At 70.7% G+C, this 17,124-nt stretch carries 13 protein-coding genes and 1 riboswitch; of the genes, 4 read left to right on the plus strand and 9 right to left on the minus strand.

Annotated elements, in window-relative coordinates; genetic code table 11:
* Positions 1-84: 84 nt before the first annotated feature.
* The gene (locus ACRX5W_RS21045) at positions 85-636 is read right to left on the minus strand and encodes a hypothetical protein (protein WP_436789766.1); all 552 of its coding nucleotides are present in this window, start codon (positions 634-636) and stop codon (positions 85-87) included.
* A gap of 258 nt (positions 637-894) precedes the next feature.
* A complete protein-coding gene (locus ACRX5W_RS21050) occupies positions 895-1,512 on the minus strand; it encodes a sigma-70 family RNA polymerase sigma factor (protein ID WP_436789767.1) in 618 nt (205 codons plus the stop codon).
* A 6-nt stretch (positions 1,513-1,518) separates the two neighbouring features.
* Here ACRX5W_RS21050 and ACRX5W_RS21055 point away from each other — a divergent pair, with 6 nt between their 5' ends.
* On the plus strand, positions 1,519-1,791 hold the full coding sequence (locus ACRX5W_RS21055; protein WP_436789768.1) for a zf-HC2 domain-containing protein: 273 nt from the start codon (positions 1,519-1,521) through the stop codon (positions 1,789-1,791).
* A gap of 320 nt (positions 1,792-2,111) precedes the next feature.
* Here the strand turns inward: ACRX5W_RS21055 and ACRX5W_RS21060 are convergent, their stop codons facing one another.
* The 4 genes from ACRX5W_RS21060 to ACRX5W_RS21075 all read right to left on the minus strand — a co-directional run bounded on the left by ACRX5W_RS21060 (position 2,112) and on the right by ACRX5W_RS21075 (position 6,769).
* Complete coding sequence (locus ACRX5W_RS21060) at positions 2,112-2,894, minus strand: hypothetical protein (RefSeq protein WP_436789769.1); 783 nt, start codon at positions 2,892-2,894, stop codon at positions 2,112-2,114.
* A gap of 142 nt (positions 2,895-3,036) precedes the next feature.
* Complete coding sequence (locus ACRX5W_RS21065; protein WP_436789770.1) at positions 3,037-4,059, minus strand: NAD(P)H-dependent amine dehydrogenase family protein; 1,023 nt, start codon at positions 4,057-4,059, stop codon at positions 3,037-3,039.
* 43 nt (positions 4,060-4,102) lie between these two features.
* Positions 4,103-4,501, minus strand: a complete 399-nt coding sequence (locus ACRX5W_RS21070; protein ID WP_436789771.1) for a CBS domain-containing protein — start codon at positions 4,499-4,501, stop codon at positions 4,103-4,105.
* A 231-nt stretch (positions 4,502-4,732) separates the two neighbouring features.
* The gene (locus ACRX5W_RS21075) at positions 4,733-6,769 is read right to left on the minus strand and encodes a molybdopterin-containing oxidoreductase family protein (RefSeq protein WP_436789772.1); all 2,037 of its coding nucleotides are present in this window, start codon (positions 6,767-6,769) and stop codon (positions 4,733-4,735) included.
* Between the two features lie 492 nt (positions 6,770-7,261).
* On the opposite strand from ACRX5W_RS21075, the gene ACRX5W_RS21080 reads away from it, so the two are divergent.
* The gene (locus ACRX5W_RS21080; protein ID WP_436789773.1) at positions 7,262-7,840 is read left to right on the plus strand and encodes a TetR/AcrR family transcriptional regulator; all 579 of its coding nucleotides are present in this window, start codon (positions 7,262-7,264) and stop codon (positions 7,838-7,840) included.
* A gap of 400 nt (positions 7,841-8,240) precedes the next feature.
* Positions 8,241-8,987, plus strand: coding sequence for an aquaporin (locus ACRX5W_RS21085; RefSeq protein ID WP_436789774.1), 747 nt, complete (start codon positions 8,241-8,243; stop codon positions 8,985-8,987).
* Positions 8,988-9,075: 88 nt separating this feature from the next.
* On the opposite strand, the gene ACRX5W_RS21090 is transcribed toward ACRX5W_RS21085, so the two are convergent.
* Together ACRX5W_RS21090 and ACRX5W_RS21095 are read right to left on the minus strand one after the other, a co-directional pair.
* Positions 9,076-10,053, minus strand: a complete 978-nt coding sequence (locus tag ACRX5W_RS21090) for a ribonucleotide-diphosphate reductase subunit beta (protein ID WP_436789835.1) — start codon at positions 10,051-10,053, stop codon at positions 9,076-9,078.
* A 50-nt stretch (positions 10,054-10,103) separates the two neighbouring features.
* Positions 10,104-12,479, minus strand: coding sequence for a ribonucleoside-diphosphate reductase subunit alpha (locus tag ACRX5W_RS21095; RefSeq protein ID WP_436789775.1), 2,376 nt, complete (start codon positions 12,477-12,479; stop codon positions 10,104-10,106).
* Between the two features lie 57 nt (positions 12,480-12,536).
* Positions 12,537-12,736, minus strand: a riboswitch (cobalamin riboswitch).
* 457 nt (positions 12,737-13,193) lie between these two features.
* Here ACRX5W_RS21095 and ACRX5W_RS21100 point away from each other — a divergent pair.
* Positions 13,194-14,075: an SDR family NAD(P)-dependent oxidoreductase gene (locus ACRX5W_RS21100; RefSeq protein ID WP_436789776.1), complete on the plus strand. Its 882-nt coding sequence runs from the start codon at positions 13,194-13,196 to the stop codon at positions 14,073-14,075.
* A 139-nt stretch (positions 14,076-14,214) separates the two neighbouring features.
* Here the strand turns inward: ACRX5W_RS21100 and ACRX5W_RS21105 are convergent, their stop codons facing one another.
* Entirely contained in the window at positions 14,215-16,905 is a 2,691-nt protein-coding gene (locus ACRX5W_RS21105; RefSeq protein WP_436789777.1) for a SpoIIE family protein phosphatase, read from the minus strand.
* Positions 16,906-17,124: the final 219 nt, after the last annotated feature.

Below are 17,124 nucleotides of genomic sequence, written 5' to 3' on the forward strand. Positions count from 1 at the left end.
CCGCACAGGCAAAGGGCGCCGGCCGTGCGGAGCTCCCCCGCACCGCGAGGCCGGCGCCCCGGTGTCATCCGGAACCGATCCGTGTCAGAGGGACGTCCGCCGCACGACCAGGTCGAAGGCGAAGGCCGTGTCGCATGAAAGCGGAACGGTCTTGCCCAGGACGGTGACGGAAACCTGAGCCGCCAGAGGCGACTTGCGGCCCTTGGTCACGATGCGTTGCCCGGCGTCCTCGATCACCTCGTCCACACGCTCCGGGCGACCGGCGCGCTCGTATGTGCCCTCGACGACGAGGGTGTACCGATCTCCTGCCGGCTCCTCGCCGAGCGGGCCGATCTCCACGTCCGCCTGGACGCTGCCCCGCTTGAACAGGCTCGTCGTTTCCGGTCCGAAGCCGCCGCCGTACTCACCGGACGGGGTCTCCACGACAACGTTCGCGTGCGCGCCGTAGGCGGAGTTCTCGTACAACTCCACGTACGCCGAGACGCCTTCGGCCGCGCCCGAACACGAAAGCGCGTGCCCGCGCTCGACCGTGACCGTTCCCGCCCCGCCACCGGCCGCGTGCGCCGCGGTCGGTGCCGCCGTTGCCAACGCCGCGCCGAGTGCGACGATCGCTGCGGCCTTTGCTGTTTTGTTCACTTTGCCCCCCAAGTTCTTCACCTGTCAGCGAGAAGACGATCAGGGACACAGGTCGGTTGCGTGGTAGGCGCCATCCTGCTGTGAATCGGCGGCCCCGGCGGGATCGGATGGGTCAGGCGGGGGAGGCGGCGGAGATGTCCGGATACGGGCCGAACGACCAAGGACAACCGGGAGTTCGCGTCCGGCCTGGAGCCGAGGGCCGATTCGTGCGGTGTGGTCGGCCCCGGCTCCAGGCCCCGGCTCCAGGCCCCGGCCCCGTCAGGTCGACCGTGCCGTCGGCCGGTCACCGATTTGTTCGGCGGCGCGGAGCAGTAGCGCGAGGTCGTCCCGTGCCCGGGCGACCCGTGAACGGACCGTTCCTATGGGGCAGCCCAGGATCTGCGCGGTTGCCGCGTAGTCGAGCCCGATCACTTGGGTGAGGACGAATGCCTCGCGCCGTTGCGGTGGGAGTGTGCGGCACAGGTCGGTGAGCGCAACGCCTTCGTCGAATCCGGGCACCCCCTTGTCCTGCCGGCGTTCGACGAGGTCGGCCCAGTCGGCGACTTCGGTGGTGCGCGGCCTCGAAGACGCCGCGCGGTACCTGTCCACCACGACGCGGCGGGCGATCGCCAGGAGCCAGGTGCGGGCGGAGGAGCGGCCGGTGAAGCGAGGCAGCGCCGTCCAGGCCCGCAGATAGGTCTCCTGGGTGAGGTCGTCGGCGCTTTGCACGTCGCTCAGATAGGCCAGGAAGCGCCACAGGTCACGGTAGGTGCTTCGGACGAACTCCTCGACGGCGCCGGGGGTTCCCCGGCCGGCTGCGAGGGCGTGCGCGGTCACCTCGGAGTCGTCCACCGTGCTCCTTTGAGGTAATGGTTCCCGATGCGGATCGGAGACCATGACGTCATGGACTGCACGCAATGGCGGGAAGTACTCTCCGCGGCGCTCGATGCCGAAGCCGGCATCGAGGAATCGGCCGCGGCTCGCGAGCACATGGCCGCCTGTTCGGGATGCGCGGAGTGGTCGGACACCGCGGCGGCCGTGGGCCGGGCGGTGCGGCGCGCGCCCGAACCGCCGGTGACGGGCGTCGAGCAGGTGCTCGGCGCACTGCGCGGTGACGCGGGCGGCGAGGCGATGTCTCCAGCCGGAGGGGTGGCTTCGGCACCCGGAAGCGGGTGACCCCAGTTTCCGTGTGGCGGTGGTTGGGTCGAGGTTTTCATGGTCGACGTCCTTGTGGGCGTGCGCTGGCGGTGACCGGCACAGGGGCAGGCCACGACCGCGGAGTCTTCTGCTGACGGCCGGCCGCGTCGCGCGGCTCGGGCTGTGCAGGACATGGCAGTTCATCGCCTGGCGACGCAGACGAAACTCGGCATCGAGCCGGCCGGGCGACGACGGCTCCCTTGGGCAGGGCATGTCCTGTCAACGTGCGACCCCTGCCCGCGGGTGGGCGTGCGCCATCGACGGCGGACGCGCGCTCAGAATGCGCTCCTGCGGGCAGGTCAGATCGCGACGTGCGCCGGCGGGCCGCGTCGGCTCAGCGGGCGGAAGGCCCAGCGCGGCGTCGCCTTCGGCCGCCGGTGCGGAGCACGGGCGTGGCGGGCGGCCGGGGGGACTCCATAGCCCCCGGTCCACAGGCGAACAAGGGCCAGCACAAAGCTGGTTCGCGCAGCCAACAGTCGGAGGAGGTAAAAGAGGGCTTTCTCGCCGCGCCGCAGCCACAAGGCACAGCCGAACGCCGCGAATGCGTGCATGACCAGCATGCCGACGCCGCCGTGCAGCAGCACGGCTTCCGAGCCGTGCCCGGGGTGGGCCGCCATCGCGCTCATGACTTCGCCGTCCGGCATCTCGTGTGCATGCCGGACGGGCGGTGGCTGCCGGGCGAGTGCGGGGTCGAGACCCATCCGGTCCAGCAGTGACGCGGCCGACCATTGCGGTCCCGCGTCGGCGGGGATGCCGTCCTCGTTGCACAGCAACAGCCGCAGCCACTGGGCTTCGATCTGTTCCCGGGTGAGTCCGTGTCCCGAGGCGCCTGGTCGGGTCAACGCGAACAGGGTGTGCAGGGCCGCCTGCGTGGTGAGCACACCGGCGCTGATCGCGACCAGACCGCGCTCACGGGCCGCAGCGGCCCAGGCCACCGCGGTCAGCGCCGCGAAGGCCGCGAAGGCCGCCCACTCGGGAACCGGGGTGTCCGACATGAAGGCATGGCCGACCAGCGCGAGCAGTACGCAGACCGCTGCGAACAACGTGGCGCGCAGCAGTCGGAGCGGTCGGCCGGCAGGCATCGGGGCTCATGCTGCCATCCGCCCGCCCGCACCCTCGCGGCAGGTGGCGCGAACTCCCCACCGGCGTGCGGCTCCCGGAACCCGACAGACCAACCGTCCGACCCCTTCAGGGGCCGATGGGTGCTGTTCTGGGCGCGGTGGGTCAGCGGATGAGGCCGCGGGGGCGTACGACGCCGAGGCCGAGGTGTGTCACGAAGCCGGGGGCGGCGGCGCAGACGGCGGGGATGGCTGTCAGGCCGGCGTACGCGGTCAGGCTGCCGCCGTCGCGGTTGTCGTCGAGTGTGAGTTCCAGCGACGGTTCGCCGTCGATGATGATGCGGTAGCGGCCGTCGCCGTGATCCCAGGCCGGTTCCATGTCCTCGCGGCCGACCGCCCAGACGGTGTGGAAGGTGATGAGCGGCTTGCCGTCCGCCAGTGCGGTCCATTCGTAGTGCTGGCCGGCGACGGTACCGGCGGGGATGTCGCCGTTCGGATGTGCGATGTCCTTTTGTGCGATGGCGAATGTCGTCTCGGACTTCAAGCCGTCGATCGACTTGCCGAGGCCTTCCGCGATCATGGCCATGGATTGCGCGAAGTGGTGGATCGCGTCGGGTGATCGGCTGGGGTTGGCGGCCAGGTCCTCCGGGTCACGCCCGAAGCCCATGCGTTCCATCCAGGGCGACGGATGTGCCAGGAAGTCCACGATTTCGTACACGTGCACGTGGTCGATCCGACCCGTGAGCCTGGCGAGTGTGAGCGGCAGGATGTCGCCCGCGAAGCCGGGGTGGATGCCGGAGCCGTGGAACGAGACTCCGCCGTCGCGGCATGCCGCCTCGATCTTTTCGACGTCCGCGCGGACGTGCTCGGTCGGGTGGAACGGGCCGACCGGGGAGACGACGTTCTTTCCGGAGCGCAACAGGCGGCAGACCATGTCGATGTCCGGTACGAGCGGGGCGAAGTGGACGCAGTCGGCCTCCAGCGCGACTATCGCGTCCTTGTCGTCCGTCGCGGCAACGTGGACGTCGGCGATTCCCGCGATGTGTCCGGCGTCTTTCCCGACCTTGTCAGGGTCGGTGACCAGTACGCCGACGAGTTCCATGGCGGGGTTGTCCACGATGTGCCGGATGGACGCCTTCCCGATGTTTCCGGTCGCCCATTGCACGACGCGGTGAACTTTTTCGGGCATCGATGTCTCTCCTTTTTGTCGGGTGGCCCGGACCGGTGCCAGGTCATTCGTCGGTGTTCGGGGTGGTGGTCGTGCGGCGTTCGTCGGCACGGGCCCGGACGTCGGTGTCGGAGCAGAAGCCGCGGCCGGTGCGTTTGAGGCACAGCAGGCCGAGGAGCCTTCCGTGTTCGTCGATGACGGCGAGGCGGCGGCGCCCGGTGTTCCTCATGGAGCGCCGGACGGCCTCCAGGTCGGCGTCCGGTCCGATGACGCGGCCGTCGAGGCGACCGGTCAGGCGGGCCGGCAGGTTCGCGGGCCGAGTGTCGAGGTCCGGGCGTTCCACGACGGAGACCAGGTCGGCACCTTCGGTGATCAGCACGGCGTGGACGTGGTCGTTGCGGAGGATGTCGCGCGCCTGGGCGACCGTGCTTTCCGGGCCGCAGACTTTCGGGGCCCGGATCATCCCGTCCGCCACCGTACGACCGGAGGTGTCACGAATAGGCGCGGCCCCGGAGCAGGGCCGCCCTACGGCATCGGTGTCGGTGGGCGTGCCCGTACCGCCGCCGCGGACCGTCTGCGGGGGGACGTCGCCCCCGGGGAAGGCCGGGCGGTTCGGTCCGGGGGCTTCTGGGCCGGCCGGCGGTTGGGGATCGGCCATCGTGTCCCTTGTTCCGTACGGTCCGCGGCGGTTGTCTCAGCGCGGCTCGGGCGCGGATTCAGGCTTGGACGCTGACTCGACCGGGTGGATGGTGACCGGTATACCGGAGTAGTGGGCCATGCCGGTGACCAGGTCGATGTCGTCCTTGTCGGTGAGCCGGTTGACGTTGGCGCCCTGGTGCCCGTGCGGGACGGACACCGCCCCGCGGCGGATCACCGGGTCGGCCTTGGCGACACCGGTCAACTGACCCGTGGCGCTGCGGACCACCACCGGCTGTGCGTCGAGCACCCCCGCGGCCTCGGCGTCGTCCGGGTGGATGAGAATGAGCGGCGGCTCGCCCAGGAAGCCGAACTGCGAGTTGAGCTGCCGCTTTTGCCGTCGCGGCACCATGACCAGCGGGGCGGTGTCGGCGAGCGAGGCCAGCTGGTCGACGAGGATGCGGGGGGCGAGGCGCCAGCCGCCGACGCGTTCGATGTGCCGGTCGACCCAAGGTGCCGGGAACTCGCGTTCGACCTCGGCCCAGCCGTTGGCCAGCACCTCGTCGTAGGGGCGCCGCCCGTACGACGAGATCTGTGCGAGCCGCTCGTCGTCGCCGACGTCCGGGCCGGCGGGGTCGATGTCGTATCCCATGCGGCGGCCCATTTCGGAGATGACCCACCATGTGGACCGGCGGTCGCCGACCGGCGGGACGATCGCGGGGGTGTGCTGCGCGGCGATGCGCGGGCTCAGGAAGTCCCACAGCGACACGTCGGCCCGCTCCAACTGGTCCTTGGTGGGCAGGACATGCGTCGACAGGGCGGTGGTCTCGTTCTCGATGATCTCGATGGTCGCGAAGACGTCGAGCTTCTTGAGAGCCGGAATCAGCCTTTCCGTGTCCGGGAACGCGGTGACCAGGTGGCCGCCGAGGTTCAGCAGGACTCGGATGTTCCCGGCGTCGATCTCGTCGGGGAGGACCGCGCACGGCCATTCGCCCAGGAAGGACTGCGTCTCCGGGCGGCTGGGGGCGCCGGGACCAAACGAGCCCTCGGCCGGCGACACGGGCATTTCGGTGTCTTCGAGCCGGTAGCCGAAGCCGGGATGGAACCAGAAACCCCCCGGCCGGTTCATCGACCCGGTGACGGCCATCAGCGCCCACGTGAGCCATACCGTGACGTTCGCGCTCGCCGACATCGTGACGCCGGTTCCGGTCCCGATCGCGACGCGCCCGGCCCGACGAACCCCTTCGAGCAGGCGCACGAGCTGCTCCTCGGGGACGTCGGCTACCTCGGCGGCGCGGGAGAGCGTGTACGGCTCGACCGCCTCGGCCAGCACGTCGCAGTCCTGGGTGTGCCGGGCGATGAAGTCGCGGTCGGCGCCGTCCCGGAGGATCCCGCGGACCAGATAGGCGAGCACCGCGAAGTCCATCCCCGGGCGCGCCGCAATGTGGTTGCCGGCCAGGCGCGCGGTCTCGGTGTGGCGCGGGTCCATGACCCAGATCTCCGCGTGCTCGCGCACCTCGCGCAGATGGCCGGTCGGGTTGGGCATGGCGACGGTGTGGCCGTGCGAGACGACGGGGTTGCTGCCGACGTACATCATGAACGAGGCGCTGCCGTCGTCGGGCCGGCCGCTCAGCGCCACAGAGCCGCCGACCAGGTCGGCCACGAGGGTCTTGGCGGTGCCGTCGATGGTCAGCGGGCTGAACTTGGCGGGCGTCCCGATGGCCGCGTACAGGGCTTGGGCCATGCGGTACCCGGCGGCGTCCATGCCGATGCCGCTGCCGAAGAACACGCCGACCGATTGGGGGCCGTGGCGGTCGATGATCTCGCGTACGCGCGTGCCCAGATCGCCGAGAACCGCGTCCCAGGTGCTCGGCGCGAGGGCGCCGTCGATCTTCATCATCGGATGTTCGATCCGGTCCGGATGGTGGTGCATGCCCGGGAGCCCACGGCCCTTCGGACACGTGTAGCCCTGGGACAGCGGATGGTCGCGGTCGCCGCGCACCTTGACCACCTCGTCGCCGTCGACGTCGACGAGAATGCCGCAGACCGAAGTGCAGACGCGGCAGAAGCTTCGGACTGTACGCACACCGGTCATCGCAGTCTCCTGTTGTGGATGGCTTGTCGTGTCGCGCACGGCCATGGGCGGTCTCCGGCTCTCGTCCCGCGGCGTCGGTCGGGGCGATGCGTCTGCCGGAAGGGAAGGCCTTGGGGGGGAGCGGATGCGGCAGGCCAGGACGAGCACGGCCGGGATCGCGTCGACGGCTCGGTTCGGGGGTGCGGGCGGCCGAGACGAGGACACGGCGGGTGTGATCCATCCACCTGCACCTCCACCTCCGTCCGCGCCTTGGCCCGGACCGGGCGACGCACCCGAGATGTTAAACGATCGGCTAGCTTTCCTCTAGCCGATCGTTTAAAAAAAATGCCGTCGTTCGCCCATGGCTGTCCGTCTCCCCGGCGCCCGGCGCCCGGTGTGTTACCCGGTGTATTCCCTGCCCGGCCGGCACGCCGCGGGAACCCGGTGGCCGAGACGGAGCCCCTCCGTCCATGGGAGGACAACCTTGTGGTGGGCATTGCTAGGCTCCCTCGGATGCCCCCCAAGGACACTGCGGGAACCGCGCGCGAGCGGATGCGGAGCGCCGCTTTGAGCTTGATCTCCCTGCACGGAGTCAACGGCACTTCCCTACAGATGATCGCCGACGAGATCGGCGTCACGAAGGCCGCCGTTTACTACCACTTCCCCACCAAGGAAGACCTCGTCCACGCGATCATCGCCCCCTACGTCGCCCAGCTCACCCCCCTGGTCGAGGCGGCGGAACGGCAACGGCGGCGCGCCGACAGGGCCGAGGCCATCCTGGCCGGCCTGGTCGACCTGGTGGTGGGCAACCGCCACCTCAACGCCGCCCTGCTCGCCGACCCCGTCATCGTCCGCGTCCTGCGCGCCAGGTCGGACATGCGGGAACTGGACCGGCGCATCACCGAGTTGCTCGCCGGCCCAGACCCCGACGCCCGTACCCTGACCACCACCGTCATGCTCAGCAGCGGCCTCACGCTCGCCCCGGTCGACCCGCGCCTGGCCCACCTCGACGACGACACTTTGCGCGACAGCCTCCTCGCCACCGGCCGCCGACTCCTGCGGCTGCGCACACCTGCCCCCGGAAAAGCCTGACTGCCCTCACCAGTCGGCCAGGGCAGTCAGGGTCAGTCAGGGGTAGTCAGGCTCAGTCAGGGGCAGCCAAGTCACTGCTCGCCATCGCGGGCTGGTCGGGTCCCACGGCTCGGGCGCCGAGATGTGCCCGTCGTAGCCGGACCCGGTCGCCTCGGATGCCTCGCGCAGCAGCACGAATCCATTGACAGGGTGAGGCTCGAACCGCTCGACCGCGTTGGCCCGGCCCCGGATTCCGCCGCGCCCGCGGACGGGTGTCCGCCTCCTGAGGGCGATGGCCGGGGACGGACGCGATCTTCTCGGCTGGTCGGCCCCGATATCCACTTGCTTTGAGTAATCACATGATTTCCTCATTTGATGTGGAATATCAAGGATTCTCCCGCCCCCAGGGAAGGACAGCGGCATGATCCGTAAGCTGGCTGCGGAGTTGTTGGGAACAGGACTGCTCGTCTATGTCGCCGTCGGCGTGGCGACACTGTCTTTCGGTTTCGGTACCGCGGGGCAGAGCTTCGCCGCCGGCGTGGTCGCCACCGCACTTGCGTTCGGCCTCGTGCTCCTGGCCCTGGCGTACGTGCTCGGACCCATCTCCGGATGCCATGTCAACCCGGCGGTGACACTCGGGGCGCTCTTGGCACGCGGTATTTCGGTGACCGAGGCGGTCGGATACTGGGTCGCGCAGTTCGCCGGAGGCATTCTCGGCGCGCTGCTCCTGTGGGGGACCTTCACCGATTCGCCGTTCTACAGCCGCGGGTCCACGGGCCTCGGAGCGAACGGCTGGGGCGACGCCAGTCCCCTGGAGATCGGCTGGGGCGGCGCGTTCCTGATCGAGGTCGTGCTGACGGCGCTGTTCGTGTTCGTCGTCCTCAGCGTGACCGGCAAGACGGCGAACGCGACGATCGCCGGGCTGACCGTCGGGTTCGCGCTCGCCATGTGCCACCTGCTCGGCATCCCGGTCACCGGGACGTCGGTGAACCCGGCCCGCAGCCTCGGCCCCGCCCTCGTGGTGGGCGGCGACGCACTGGAACAGGTCTGGCTCTTCATCGTCGCGCCACTCGTGGGCGGCGTCCTGGCAGCCGTCCTGCACTGGCTGCTCAACACGAAACCCGTGGCCGCCCCGCCGAACGAACACCCCGCCGGCGGTGCCACGTAGCCGACACCAAGGTGCGCCGCCGACGAGGACGGGTGCCACCGGACGTCCTGAAGGCCGCCCGGTGGCACCCGTCCTCGCGCAGGCTTCCTCAGAACTCCTCGTCGAAGGTCACCGTGCCGGTCACGCCGACCTGGTAGGCGGACACTTTCCGTTCGAAGAAGTTCGCGAGCTCCTGGACGTCCTGCAGGGCCATGAACGGGAAGGGGTTGCCGCTGCCGTAAAGGGGGTCCAGGCCGAGCCGGGTCAGTCGTCGGTCGGCGACGTGCTCCAGGTAGGTGCGCATGTCCGCGGTCGTCAGGCCGGGTACGCCGCCGCCGAGGAGGTCTTCGGCGAACGCGGCCTCGGCGTCGACTGCCTCGGCGAGCATGCGCCTTACGTCGTCGGCGAGTTCATCGTCGAACAGGTCCGGTGACTCGGCCCGGACGGTGTCCACGACATCGAAGGCGAACTCCATGTGCGCCGACTCGTCGCGGAACACCCAGTTCGTTCCCGACGCCAGGCCGCCCAGGACACCGCGTGAGCGCAGGAAGTACACGTACGCGAACGCCCCGTAGAAGAAAAGGCCTTCCACACACGCGGCGAAGCAGATGAGGTTGAGCAGGAACACGCGCTGGTCCTCGCGCGTCTCCAGCCGTTCCAGCGCCGTGGCCGAGTCGATCCAACGGAAGCAGAACTCGGCCTTGCGCCGGATCGACGGAATGTGCTCGACCGCCGCGAACGCCTTTTCCCGCTCGGCTTCGTCGGGCAGGTAGGTGTCCAGCAGTGTCAGGTAGAACTGGACGTGCACTGCCTCCTCGTACAACTGCCGTGACAGGTACAGCCGCGCCTCGGGCGCGTTGATGTGCCGATAGAGGTTCAGCACGAGGTTGTTCGCGACGATCGTGTCGCCGGTCGCGAAGAACGCCACGAGCCGTTGCACCAAATGCCGTTCGGGCGGGGCGAGCCGCGCGAGGTCGGGCAGGTCGGACGCGAGGTCGACTTCCTCGACGGTCCACGTGTTGCGGATCGCCGCGCGGTAGCGCTCGTAGAACGCGGGGTAGCGCATCGGCCGCAGAGTGAGGCTCATACCCGGGTCCAGCAGGTTCGTCCGGGTCGCGGTCGCCGTGGGGTGGGTGGTCACTGGCAGGCCTCGCACGACTCGGGGTTCTCCAGCGAACAGGCGACCGCGTCTTCCGCGGCGACAGGTGCCTGGGTGGCCAGGTGGGTGGCCACGGTGGCCTGCGCGATGCGCGTCGCCGGCCGCGAGCGCAGGTAGTACGTCGTCTTCAGGCCCGACCGCCACGCGTGCCGGTACATCGACGACAGCTTCCCGATCGTCGGGTCGGCCATGAACAGGTTGAGCGACTGCGACTGGTCGATGTACGGAGCCCGCGCCGCCGCAGCGTCGATGAGCGCCCGCTGCGGGAGTTCCCATGCGGTTCGGTACAACGCCCTTACTTCTTGGGGAAGTTCAGTGATGTCCTGGACCGATCCCTCGGCCCGGCGGATGCGTTCGCGGACGTCGGCGGTCCACAGTCCGCGTGCCTTGAGCTCCCGTACCAGGTAGGCGTTGATCTGAAGGAACTCACCGGAGAGCGTCTCGCGCTTGAACAGGTTTGAGACCTGCGGCTCGACGCATTCGTGGCAGCCGGCGATGGAGGCGATCGTCGCGGTCGGTGCGATCGCGACCAACAGGGAGTTGCGCAAGCCGTGTTCGGCGATCCGGCCGCGCAGCGACGACCAACGGTCGTGCTGACGGGGCGCCACCCCCGGCCACAGGTCCGGCTGGAGCCGGCCCCGGGCGGCGTGCGTGGCCGCGAAGCCCGGATGCGGGCCGGCCTCGGCCGCCAGATCGCACGAAGTCTCCAACGCCGTCAGGTAGATCTCCTCCGCCAGGTCCGCGGACAGATCCCGTGCCCGCGCGGAGTCGAACGGCAGCCGCAGCGCGAAGAACACGTCCTGAAGGCCCATCACGCCCAGGCCCACCGGCCGCCACCGCGGGTTCGACCGCGCGGCCTGCTCGGTCGGGTAGTAGTTGATGTCCACCACCCGGTCGAGGAACGTCACCGCCGTGCGCACTGTCTCCCGCAACCGCTCGCGGTCGACGCCCGAACCGTCGTCGGCCAGGTGCGCGGCGAGGTTGACCGACCCCAGGTTGCACACCGCGGTCTCCTCGTCGGAGGTGACCTCCAGGATTTCGGTGCACAGGTTCGACAGGTGGACGACGTTGCCAGGCTCGGCGGCCTGGTTGCACGTGCGGTTCGCGGCGTCCTTGAACGCCATCCAGCCGTTCCCGGTCTGTGCGAGTGTGCGCATCATGCGCGCGTACAGGTCGCGCGCCGGAAGCTGTCGTACGAACCGGCCCGCCGCCTCGGCGTCGGTGTAGGCGCGGTCGAACTCCTCGCCCCACAGGTCCGGCAGTTCCGGGACCTCGTCGGGGTCGAACAGCGACCAGACCGCGTCCTCTTCGACCCGACGCATGAACAGGTCGGGGATCCAGTTCGCCAGGTTCAGATTGTGCGTGCGCCGCGCGTCTTCGCCGGTGTTGTCCCGCAGTTCGAGGAATTCCAGGATGTCCGGGTGCCACGTCTCCAGGTAGACGCAGGCCGCGCCCTTGCGCCGCCCGCCCTGGTTGACCGCCGCCACCGACGCGTCCAGCGTCCGCAGCCAGGGCACGATGCCGTTGGAGTGGCCGTTCGTGCCCCGGATCAGCGCGCCGCGCGAGCGTACCCGCGACCACGAGACGCCGATGCCGCCGGCGAACTTCGACAGGCGGGCGATGCGCCCGTACACCTCGTAAATCGAGTCCAGTTCGTCGCGCGGGGAGTCGAGCAGGTAGCACGACGACATCTGCGTGTGCCGCGTCCCGGAGTTGAACAGGGTCGGCGAGCTCGGCAGGTACGCCAGCGACGACATGAGCCGGTAGAAGCCGACCGCCTCCTCCACGGTCTGCGCGAGCCCGCACGCCACGCGCAGCAGGAAGTACTGCGGCGTCTCGGTCACCGCCCGGGTGCGCGGGTGCCGCAGCAGGTAGCGGTCGGCGACCGTCCGCAGTCCGAAGTACTCGAAACGGCGGTCCCCTTGGGGATCCACCGCCGCGTCGAGCACCTCGGCGTGCGCGGCCGTGAACGCCGCCGTCTCGTCTCCGATCAGGCCCTCGCGGTGCCCGGCCGCCACGGCGGACGAGAACGAGGCGATGCCTTGGGCGCGTACCTCGTCACCGATCCGCCGCGCCAGCAACCGCGCCGCGAGCTTGGAGTACGCGGGATCCTCGGCGATCAGATCCGCCGCCGTGTGCACCAGCAGCTCGGTGACCGCGTGATCGGTGGCACCGGGGGGCAGCCCGGCAGCCGTCCGCTCGGCCACGAGCCGGGTGTCGGCGTCCGGCAAGTCTTCGGCGATCAGGGCGAGTTCGGCGACGATCCGGTCCAATCGGGGATCGGCGCCGGCCTCGTGCACGTTGGCGTCGGAACGGAAACGGGCAGGCGTGTGCACGCCGTCCAGGACGGTCACAGGCTCTCTCCTCGCGAGCTCGTACTGCGGTGACCACCGCGCGCCGGACGGACGTGTCCGACACGCAGGCAGCCGGCAGGTCTTCGGACTCGCGGGCGCCGCACCTTGTCCCTACTGACCGTCGCTTCCCGGAACCGGACGGTTCCAGTGCTCATGACGGCGGTCGTTCCCGCTCACCGCTGCGGGGGCAGTCCCGGCTTCACACCGGGTTCCCTCTTCGAAGCCGCCGCCCCGGCCACGGATGGGCCCGAACAGACGGCTTCTCGACGGCCGTTCCCTCGGGAACGGCCGAACCAGCTACGCGAGTGAGCATACATGTTGGGGTGGCTCGCGTATTGCACCCCAAGTACTTGTGTCTCCACGGCCGACGCCGTGCCCGAGCCCTTCGCCTTCGCCGACGGCGGAGGGCCGCGGACGACTCCCGCCGGATGGCGCGAACGCAGCGCCCGTCGTGGCGAAGCGGCGCTGCCGCCCGGCCGCGACCATCCGCGTGCACAGCCTGTCGCGCGGCCGGGGCGGATCGCCCGGTGTTGCCGCCCCGGAGCGTCGTCGGGCGATGAGGTGCGGGTGAGGTGGGCGGGGCAGGGGACACTGCCCGGGAGAAATGGCGACTTGCGTGTATCATTTCGTCGCCGTGGAGGTGCCGACAGACGGCTCGAAGACAGGGAGCGTCACGGCGGACGGTGGCGCGATGGACAGCAAGGAGACACGGGCGTGGCAATCGAGGCGAACCGGCGCGTCGCAGTGGTCACCGGAGCCAGCTCGGGGATCGGCAGGGCGACCGCGCGGCAACTCGCGGAGCTGGGCTGGTGCGTGATCGGCGTGGGGCGCGACCCCCGGCGCTGCGCCGAGGCCGAGACGGAGATCGCGGCGGCAGCCCGCAACGGTGGCGAATTCACCATGCTGCGCGGTGACTTCACCTTGATGCGCGAAGTCGGGCGCGTCGCCGACGAGATCGCCGCGCGTACGGACCGCGTCGACGTCCTGATCAACAACGCCGGTGGCGTGCGCGACCGGAAGCTGGTCACCCCGGAAGGCACCGAAGCGACGTTCGCCGCGAACCACTTGGCGCCCTTCCTGCTGACCCGCGAGCTGCTGCCGCTCCTCCGGTCCGCCGCCGCGGGCCTGCCCCCCGGATCGGTGCGCGTGATCGCGGTGTCGTCCAGCGCCCACCGCATCAGCGACGGGCTGGACTGGGCGGATCTCCAGAGCCTCGGCGCCTTTCGCACGGCCGCCGCGTACGGCAGGGCGAAACTCGCCAACATCCTCTTCACTCGTGAACTCGCCCGTCGCGTCACTCCTGACGGGATCACCGCCCAGGCCATGCACCCCGGCGTCGTCGCCAGCAACTTCGCGGCGCACGGGGACGCCGCGATGCAGGCCCACATGGCCGCCGCCGACACCGTGTCGCCGGACGAACCCGCCGAAACGCTGATCTGGCTGGCCACCGACGACGAGCCGGGCCGCGGCGGCGGACGCTACTTCCACCGGAAGGCGGAGGAAATCCCTTCCGACGCCGCCCGCGACGACGATGCCGCCGCCCGGCTGTGGGCGGAAAGCGAGACCCTGTTGGCCCGACTCGCCGCACCCCGCTGACCCCGCTGACCCCGCCGCCCCCGACGACGATGCCGCCGCCGCCCGGCCGTGGGCGGGCAGCGAGACCCTGCTGGCCCGACTCGCCGCACCCCGCTGATCCGCCGCGCGCGTGCCGCCTCACCGCGCCGCGCCCTCGCGGTCAGAGGTCGTCCCACTGGTCGAGGAGCGCGTCCGCGTCCACCCCGCCGGCCCCCGCGGGGGGACCGTGGACGGCCTGCTCGGCCCAGATGATCTTGCCGCGAGGGGTGTAGCGGGTTCCCCAGCGATCGGAGTACCGGGCGACCAGCAGCAGGCCGCGTCCTCCCTCGTCGGTGGCGGTGGCACGCCGTAGGTGGGGTGAGGTGCTGCTCGCGTCGGAGACCTCGCAGATCAGGGTCTGGTCCCGCAGGAGCCGGACCCGGATCGGAGCGCTGCCGTAGCGGACGGCGTTGGTGACGAGCTCGCTGAGGATCAGTTCGGTGGCGAAGCCGACGTCCTCAAGCCCCCAGTCGCGCAACTGCCGTGTGCAGGCGGCCCGGACGGGCGCGACCGCGGCCGGGTCGGCGGGCACGTCCCAGGCGGCGACGTGATCGGCGGCGATCCGACGTGTGCGCGCGACCAGGAGCGCGACGTCGTCGGTGGGCTTGTCCGGGACGAGGGCGCGGATGACCTGCGCGCAGATCTCCTCGGGGGCGGCGCCTGATCCGGCCTGTTCCAACGCGCCGCGCAGGAGTCCGAGGCCGGTGTCGACGTCGCGGCTCCGGTCCTCGACCAGCCCGTCGGTGAACAGCACGAGCCGGGTATCCTCGGGCAGGTTCAATTCGGCGGTCTCGACCGGCACGCCGGCGCCGACGCCCAGGGGAGGGGTCACGGGGACGTCGGGTGCGGTGACGCGTCCGTCGGGGAGGATCAGCAGGGGGCCCGGATGTCCCGCCCGGGCCGCGGTGAGGGTTCCCGCGGTGGGGTCGTAGATCGCGTACAGGCAGGTCGCGCCGGTCATCCGGCCGGTGTCCTCCGAGTCGACGCCGTCCGCGTCGGCGATGTCCTGGTCGGTACGGGTGACCAAGTCGTCCAAGTGGCCGAGGAGTTCGTCGGGTGCGAGGTCGAGTGCCGAGAAGTTGCGCACGGCGGTGCGCAGCCGGCCCATGGTGGCGGCGGCGTGCAGGCCGTGGCCGACCACGTCGCCGACGACCAGGGCAACGCGGGCACCGGACAGGGGGATGACGTCGAACCAGTCGCCGCCGACGCCGGATTCGGCGGGCAGGTAGCGGGAGGCCACGTCAAGCGCCTCCTGCTCGGGCAGTCCGCGCGGCAGCAGGCTGCGCTGGAGCGTGACGGCCATGGCGTGTTCGCGCGTGTAGCGGCGGGCGTTGTCGACACTCACGGCGGCCCGGGCGCTGAGCTCTTCGGCGAACGCCGCGTCCTCCTCGTCGAACGCGTCCGCGGTGCGTCCCCGCCAGAAGCACGCGAGGCCGAGGACGACCCCGCGCGCCCGCAGCGGCACGGCGATCAAGGAGTGCAGGCCCTGCTCCAGGAGTCGCCCGACGTGCCCGGGAGCCTGCGCCCGCCAATCCGGGGCCGCGGCGAGATCGGACACCAGCGCGGCGTTGCCGCCGGACATGGCCTGAGTCACGGGGGACGAGGGGTCGACGGTGATCCGGTGGTCCACCGGATACAGCGCGTCCTGGTGCGCGCCCAGGGAAGCCAGGCGGCGCATGTGGGTAACCCGCGCAGGGGGTTCGTCCCCGCGCAGCACCTGGTCGAGCAGGTCGACGGTCACGTGGTCCGCGAACGCGGGTACAGCGGCTTCGGCGAGTTCCCGGGTGGTGCGCGCGACGTCGAGCGTCGTTCCGACGCGCACCCCCGCTTCGTACAACAGCCGCAACCGCCGGCGCGTGCTCTCCGCGCGCCCGGCCAGCTCTTCGAGTTCGGTGGAGTCCCGCAGGGTCACCACACTCCCCGCGGGACCGCCGGGCGGCCGGGTCAGCCGTTTGTTCACCGCAAGGAGACGCTCGCCGCTCGCGTGCACCTCGTCGGTCGCGGGCTGCTCCGACGCCAACAGCTCTGCCAGGCCCTCCCCGAGGCCCAGCTTGCCGACGGGCCGGCCCTCCGCGTTCGGCGGCAGGTCCAGCAGGCGCCGGGCCTCGTCGTTGGCCAGCACCAGCCTGCCGTCGCCCCCGACGATCAGCACCCCTTCCCGTACCGCGTGCAGCACCGCGTCGTGGTGCTCGTACATCCGTGTCATCTCGGCCGGCTCCAGACCGCGTGTCTGGCGCCGGAGCCGACGCGTCACCAATGTCGTACCGCCCCCGGCCAGCACCAGGGCCGCGGCGGCGCTCCCCAGCACCACCGGCAGTTGTCGATCGGCCGAATCCCGGGCCCGCTCCACCGTCACCGCGGCCGCCACCAGCCCCACCGGTCGGCCGCCGGGATCCCGCACGGGCACCGATGTGAGTACCGCCCGGCCTTCGGACGTGGGATAGGTGATCGTGGACGTGCTGCCCGTCCTGATGAACTCCTCGGCCCGGGGGTCGGGGGTCCCCGACGGCAAGGGCCGATCGCCCACGCTTGAGGAGTAGGCCGCTCCTCCGAGATCGACGACCACCATTTGGTCGACGCCCGAAGCCTCGCGTGCGGCTGTCAGACTCGGCTGGATCACGGGCCCCGGGTCCGGGCTGTCCAAGGCCTGTACGAAGCCGGGCGCCTTCGCGAAGGCCTCCGCCGCGGCCGTCGTGCGGTGCCGCGCATCGCGCAAGCCGTCACGGCGGGCCTGAAGCACCAGCGCCACCACCGCGACGACGACGAGCAGCACCACGATCGCCAGCTCCAGCAGGAGCACTTGGCCGGCCACGCTGCGGACATTGAACCGAGGAAACCGACGGCTCTTCGTGGCGTCCGGCGCGGCGGCCGGGCCCGATGGGTGCTCCGACCGGACCCGGCGTCCGGACACCCATGGCTGGTATGGGCCTTTGGTCCTGCTCATCACGTTTTTCTATCATTTGCAGCCCTGACGGGCCGCCCGGTGAGTCGTATGTGACCGCCTACGAGCTCGAAACCGACGACCTGGACG

The sequence above is a fragment of the Yinghuangia sp. YIM S10712 genome (assembly GCF_051388935.1).
Classification (GTDB): Bacteria; Actinomycetota; Actinomycetes; order Streptomycetales; family Streptomycetaceae; genus Yinghuangia.

Bases quoted from the DNA above. Each gene is read 5' to 3' on its own strand.
- ACRX5W_RS21065 (WP_436789770.1), bottom strand. From the start codon at position 4,059: ATGCCCGAAAAAGTTCACCGCGTCGTGCAATGGGCGACCGGAAACATC.
- ACRX5W_RS21080 (WP_436789773.1), top strand. From the start codon at position 7,262: ATGCCCCCCAAGGACACTGCGGGAACCGCGCGCGAGCGGATGCGGAGC.
- ACRX5W_RS21090 (WP_436789835.1), bottom strand. From the start codon at position 10,053: ATGAGCCTCACTCTGCGGCCGATGCGCTACCCCGCGTTCTACGAGCGC.
- ACRX5W_RS21070 (WP_436789771.1), bottom strand. From the start codon at position 4,501: ATGATCCGGGCCCCGAAAGTCTGCGGCCCGGAAAGCACGGTCGCCCAG.
- ACRX5W_RS21075 (WP_436789772.1), bottom strand. From the start codon at position 6,769: ATGACCGGTGTGCGTACAGTCCGAAGCTTCTGCCGCGTCTGCACTTCG.
- ACRX5W_RS21085 (WP_436789774.1), top strand. From the start codon at position 8,241: ATGATCCGTAAGCTGGCTGCGGAGTTGTTGGGAACAGGACTGCTCGTC.
- ACRX5W_RS21055 (WP_436789768.1), top strand. From the start codon at position 1,519: ATGGACTGCACGCAATGGCGGGAAGTACTCTCCGCGGCGCTCGATGCC.
- ACRX5W_RS21050 (WP_436789767.1), bottom strand. From the start codon at position 1,512: ATGGTCTCCGATCCGCATCGGGAACCATTACCTCAAAGGAGCACGGTG.
- ACRX5W_RS21060 (WP_436789769.1), bottom strand. From the start codon at position 2,894: ATGCCTGCCGGCCGACCGCTCCGACTGCTGCGCGCCACGTTGTTCGCA.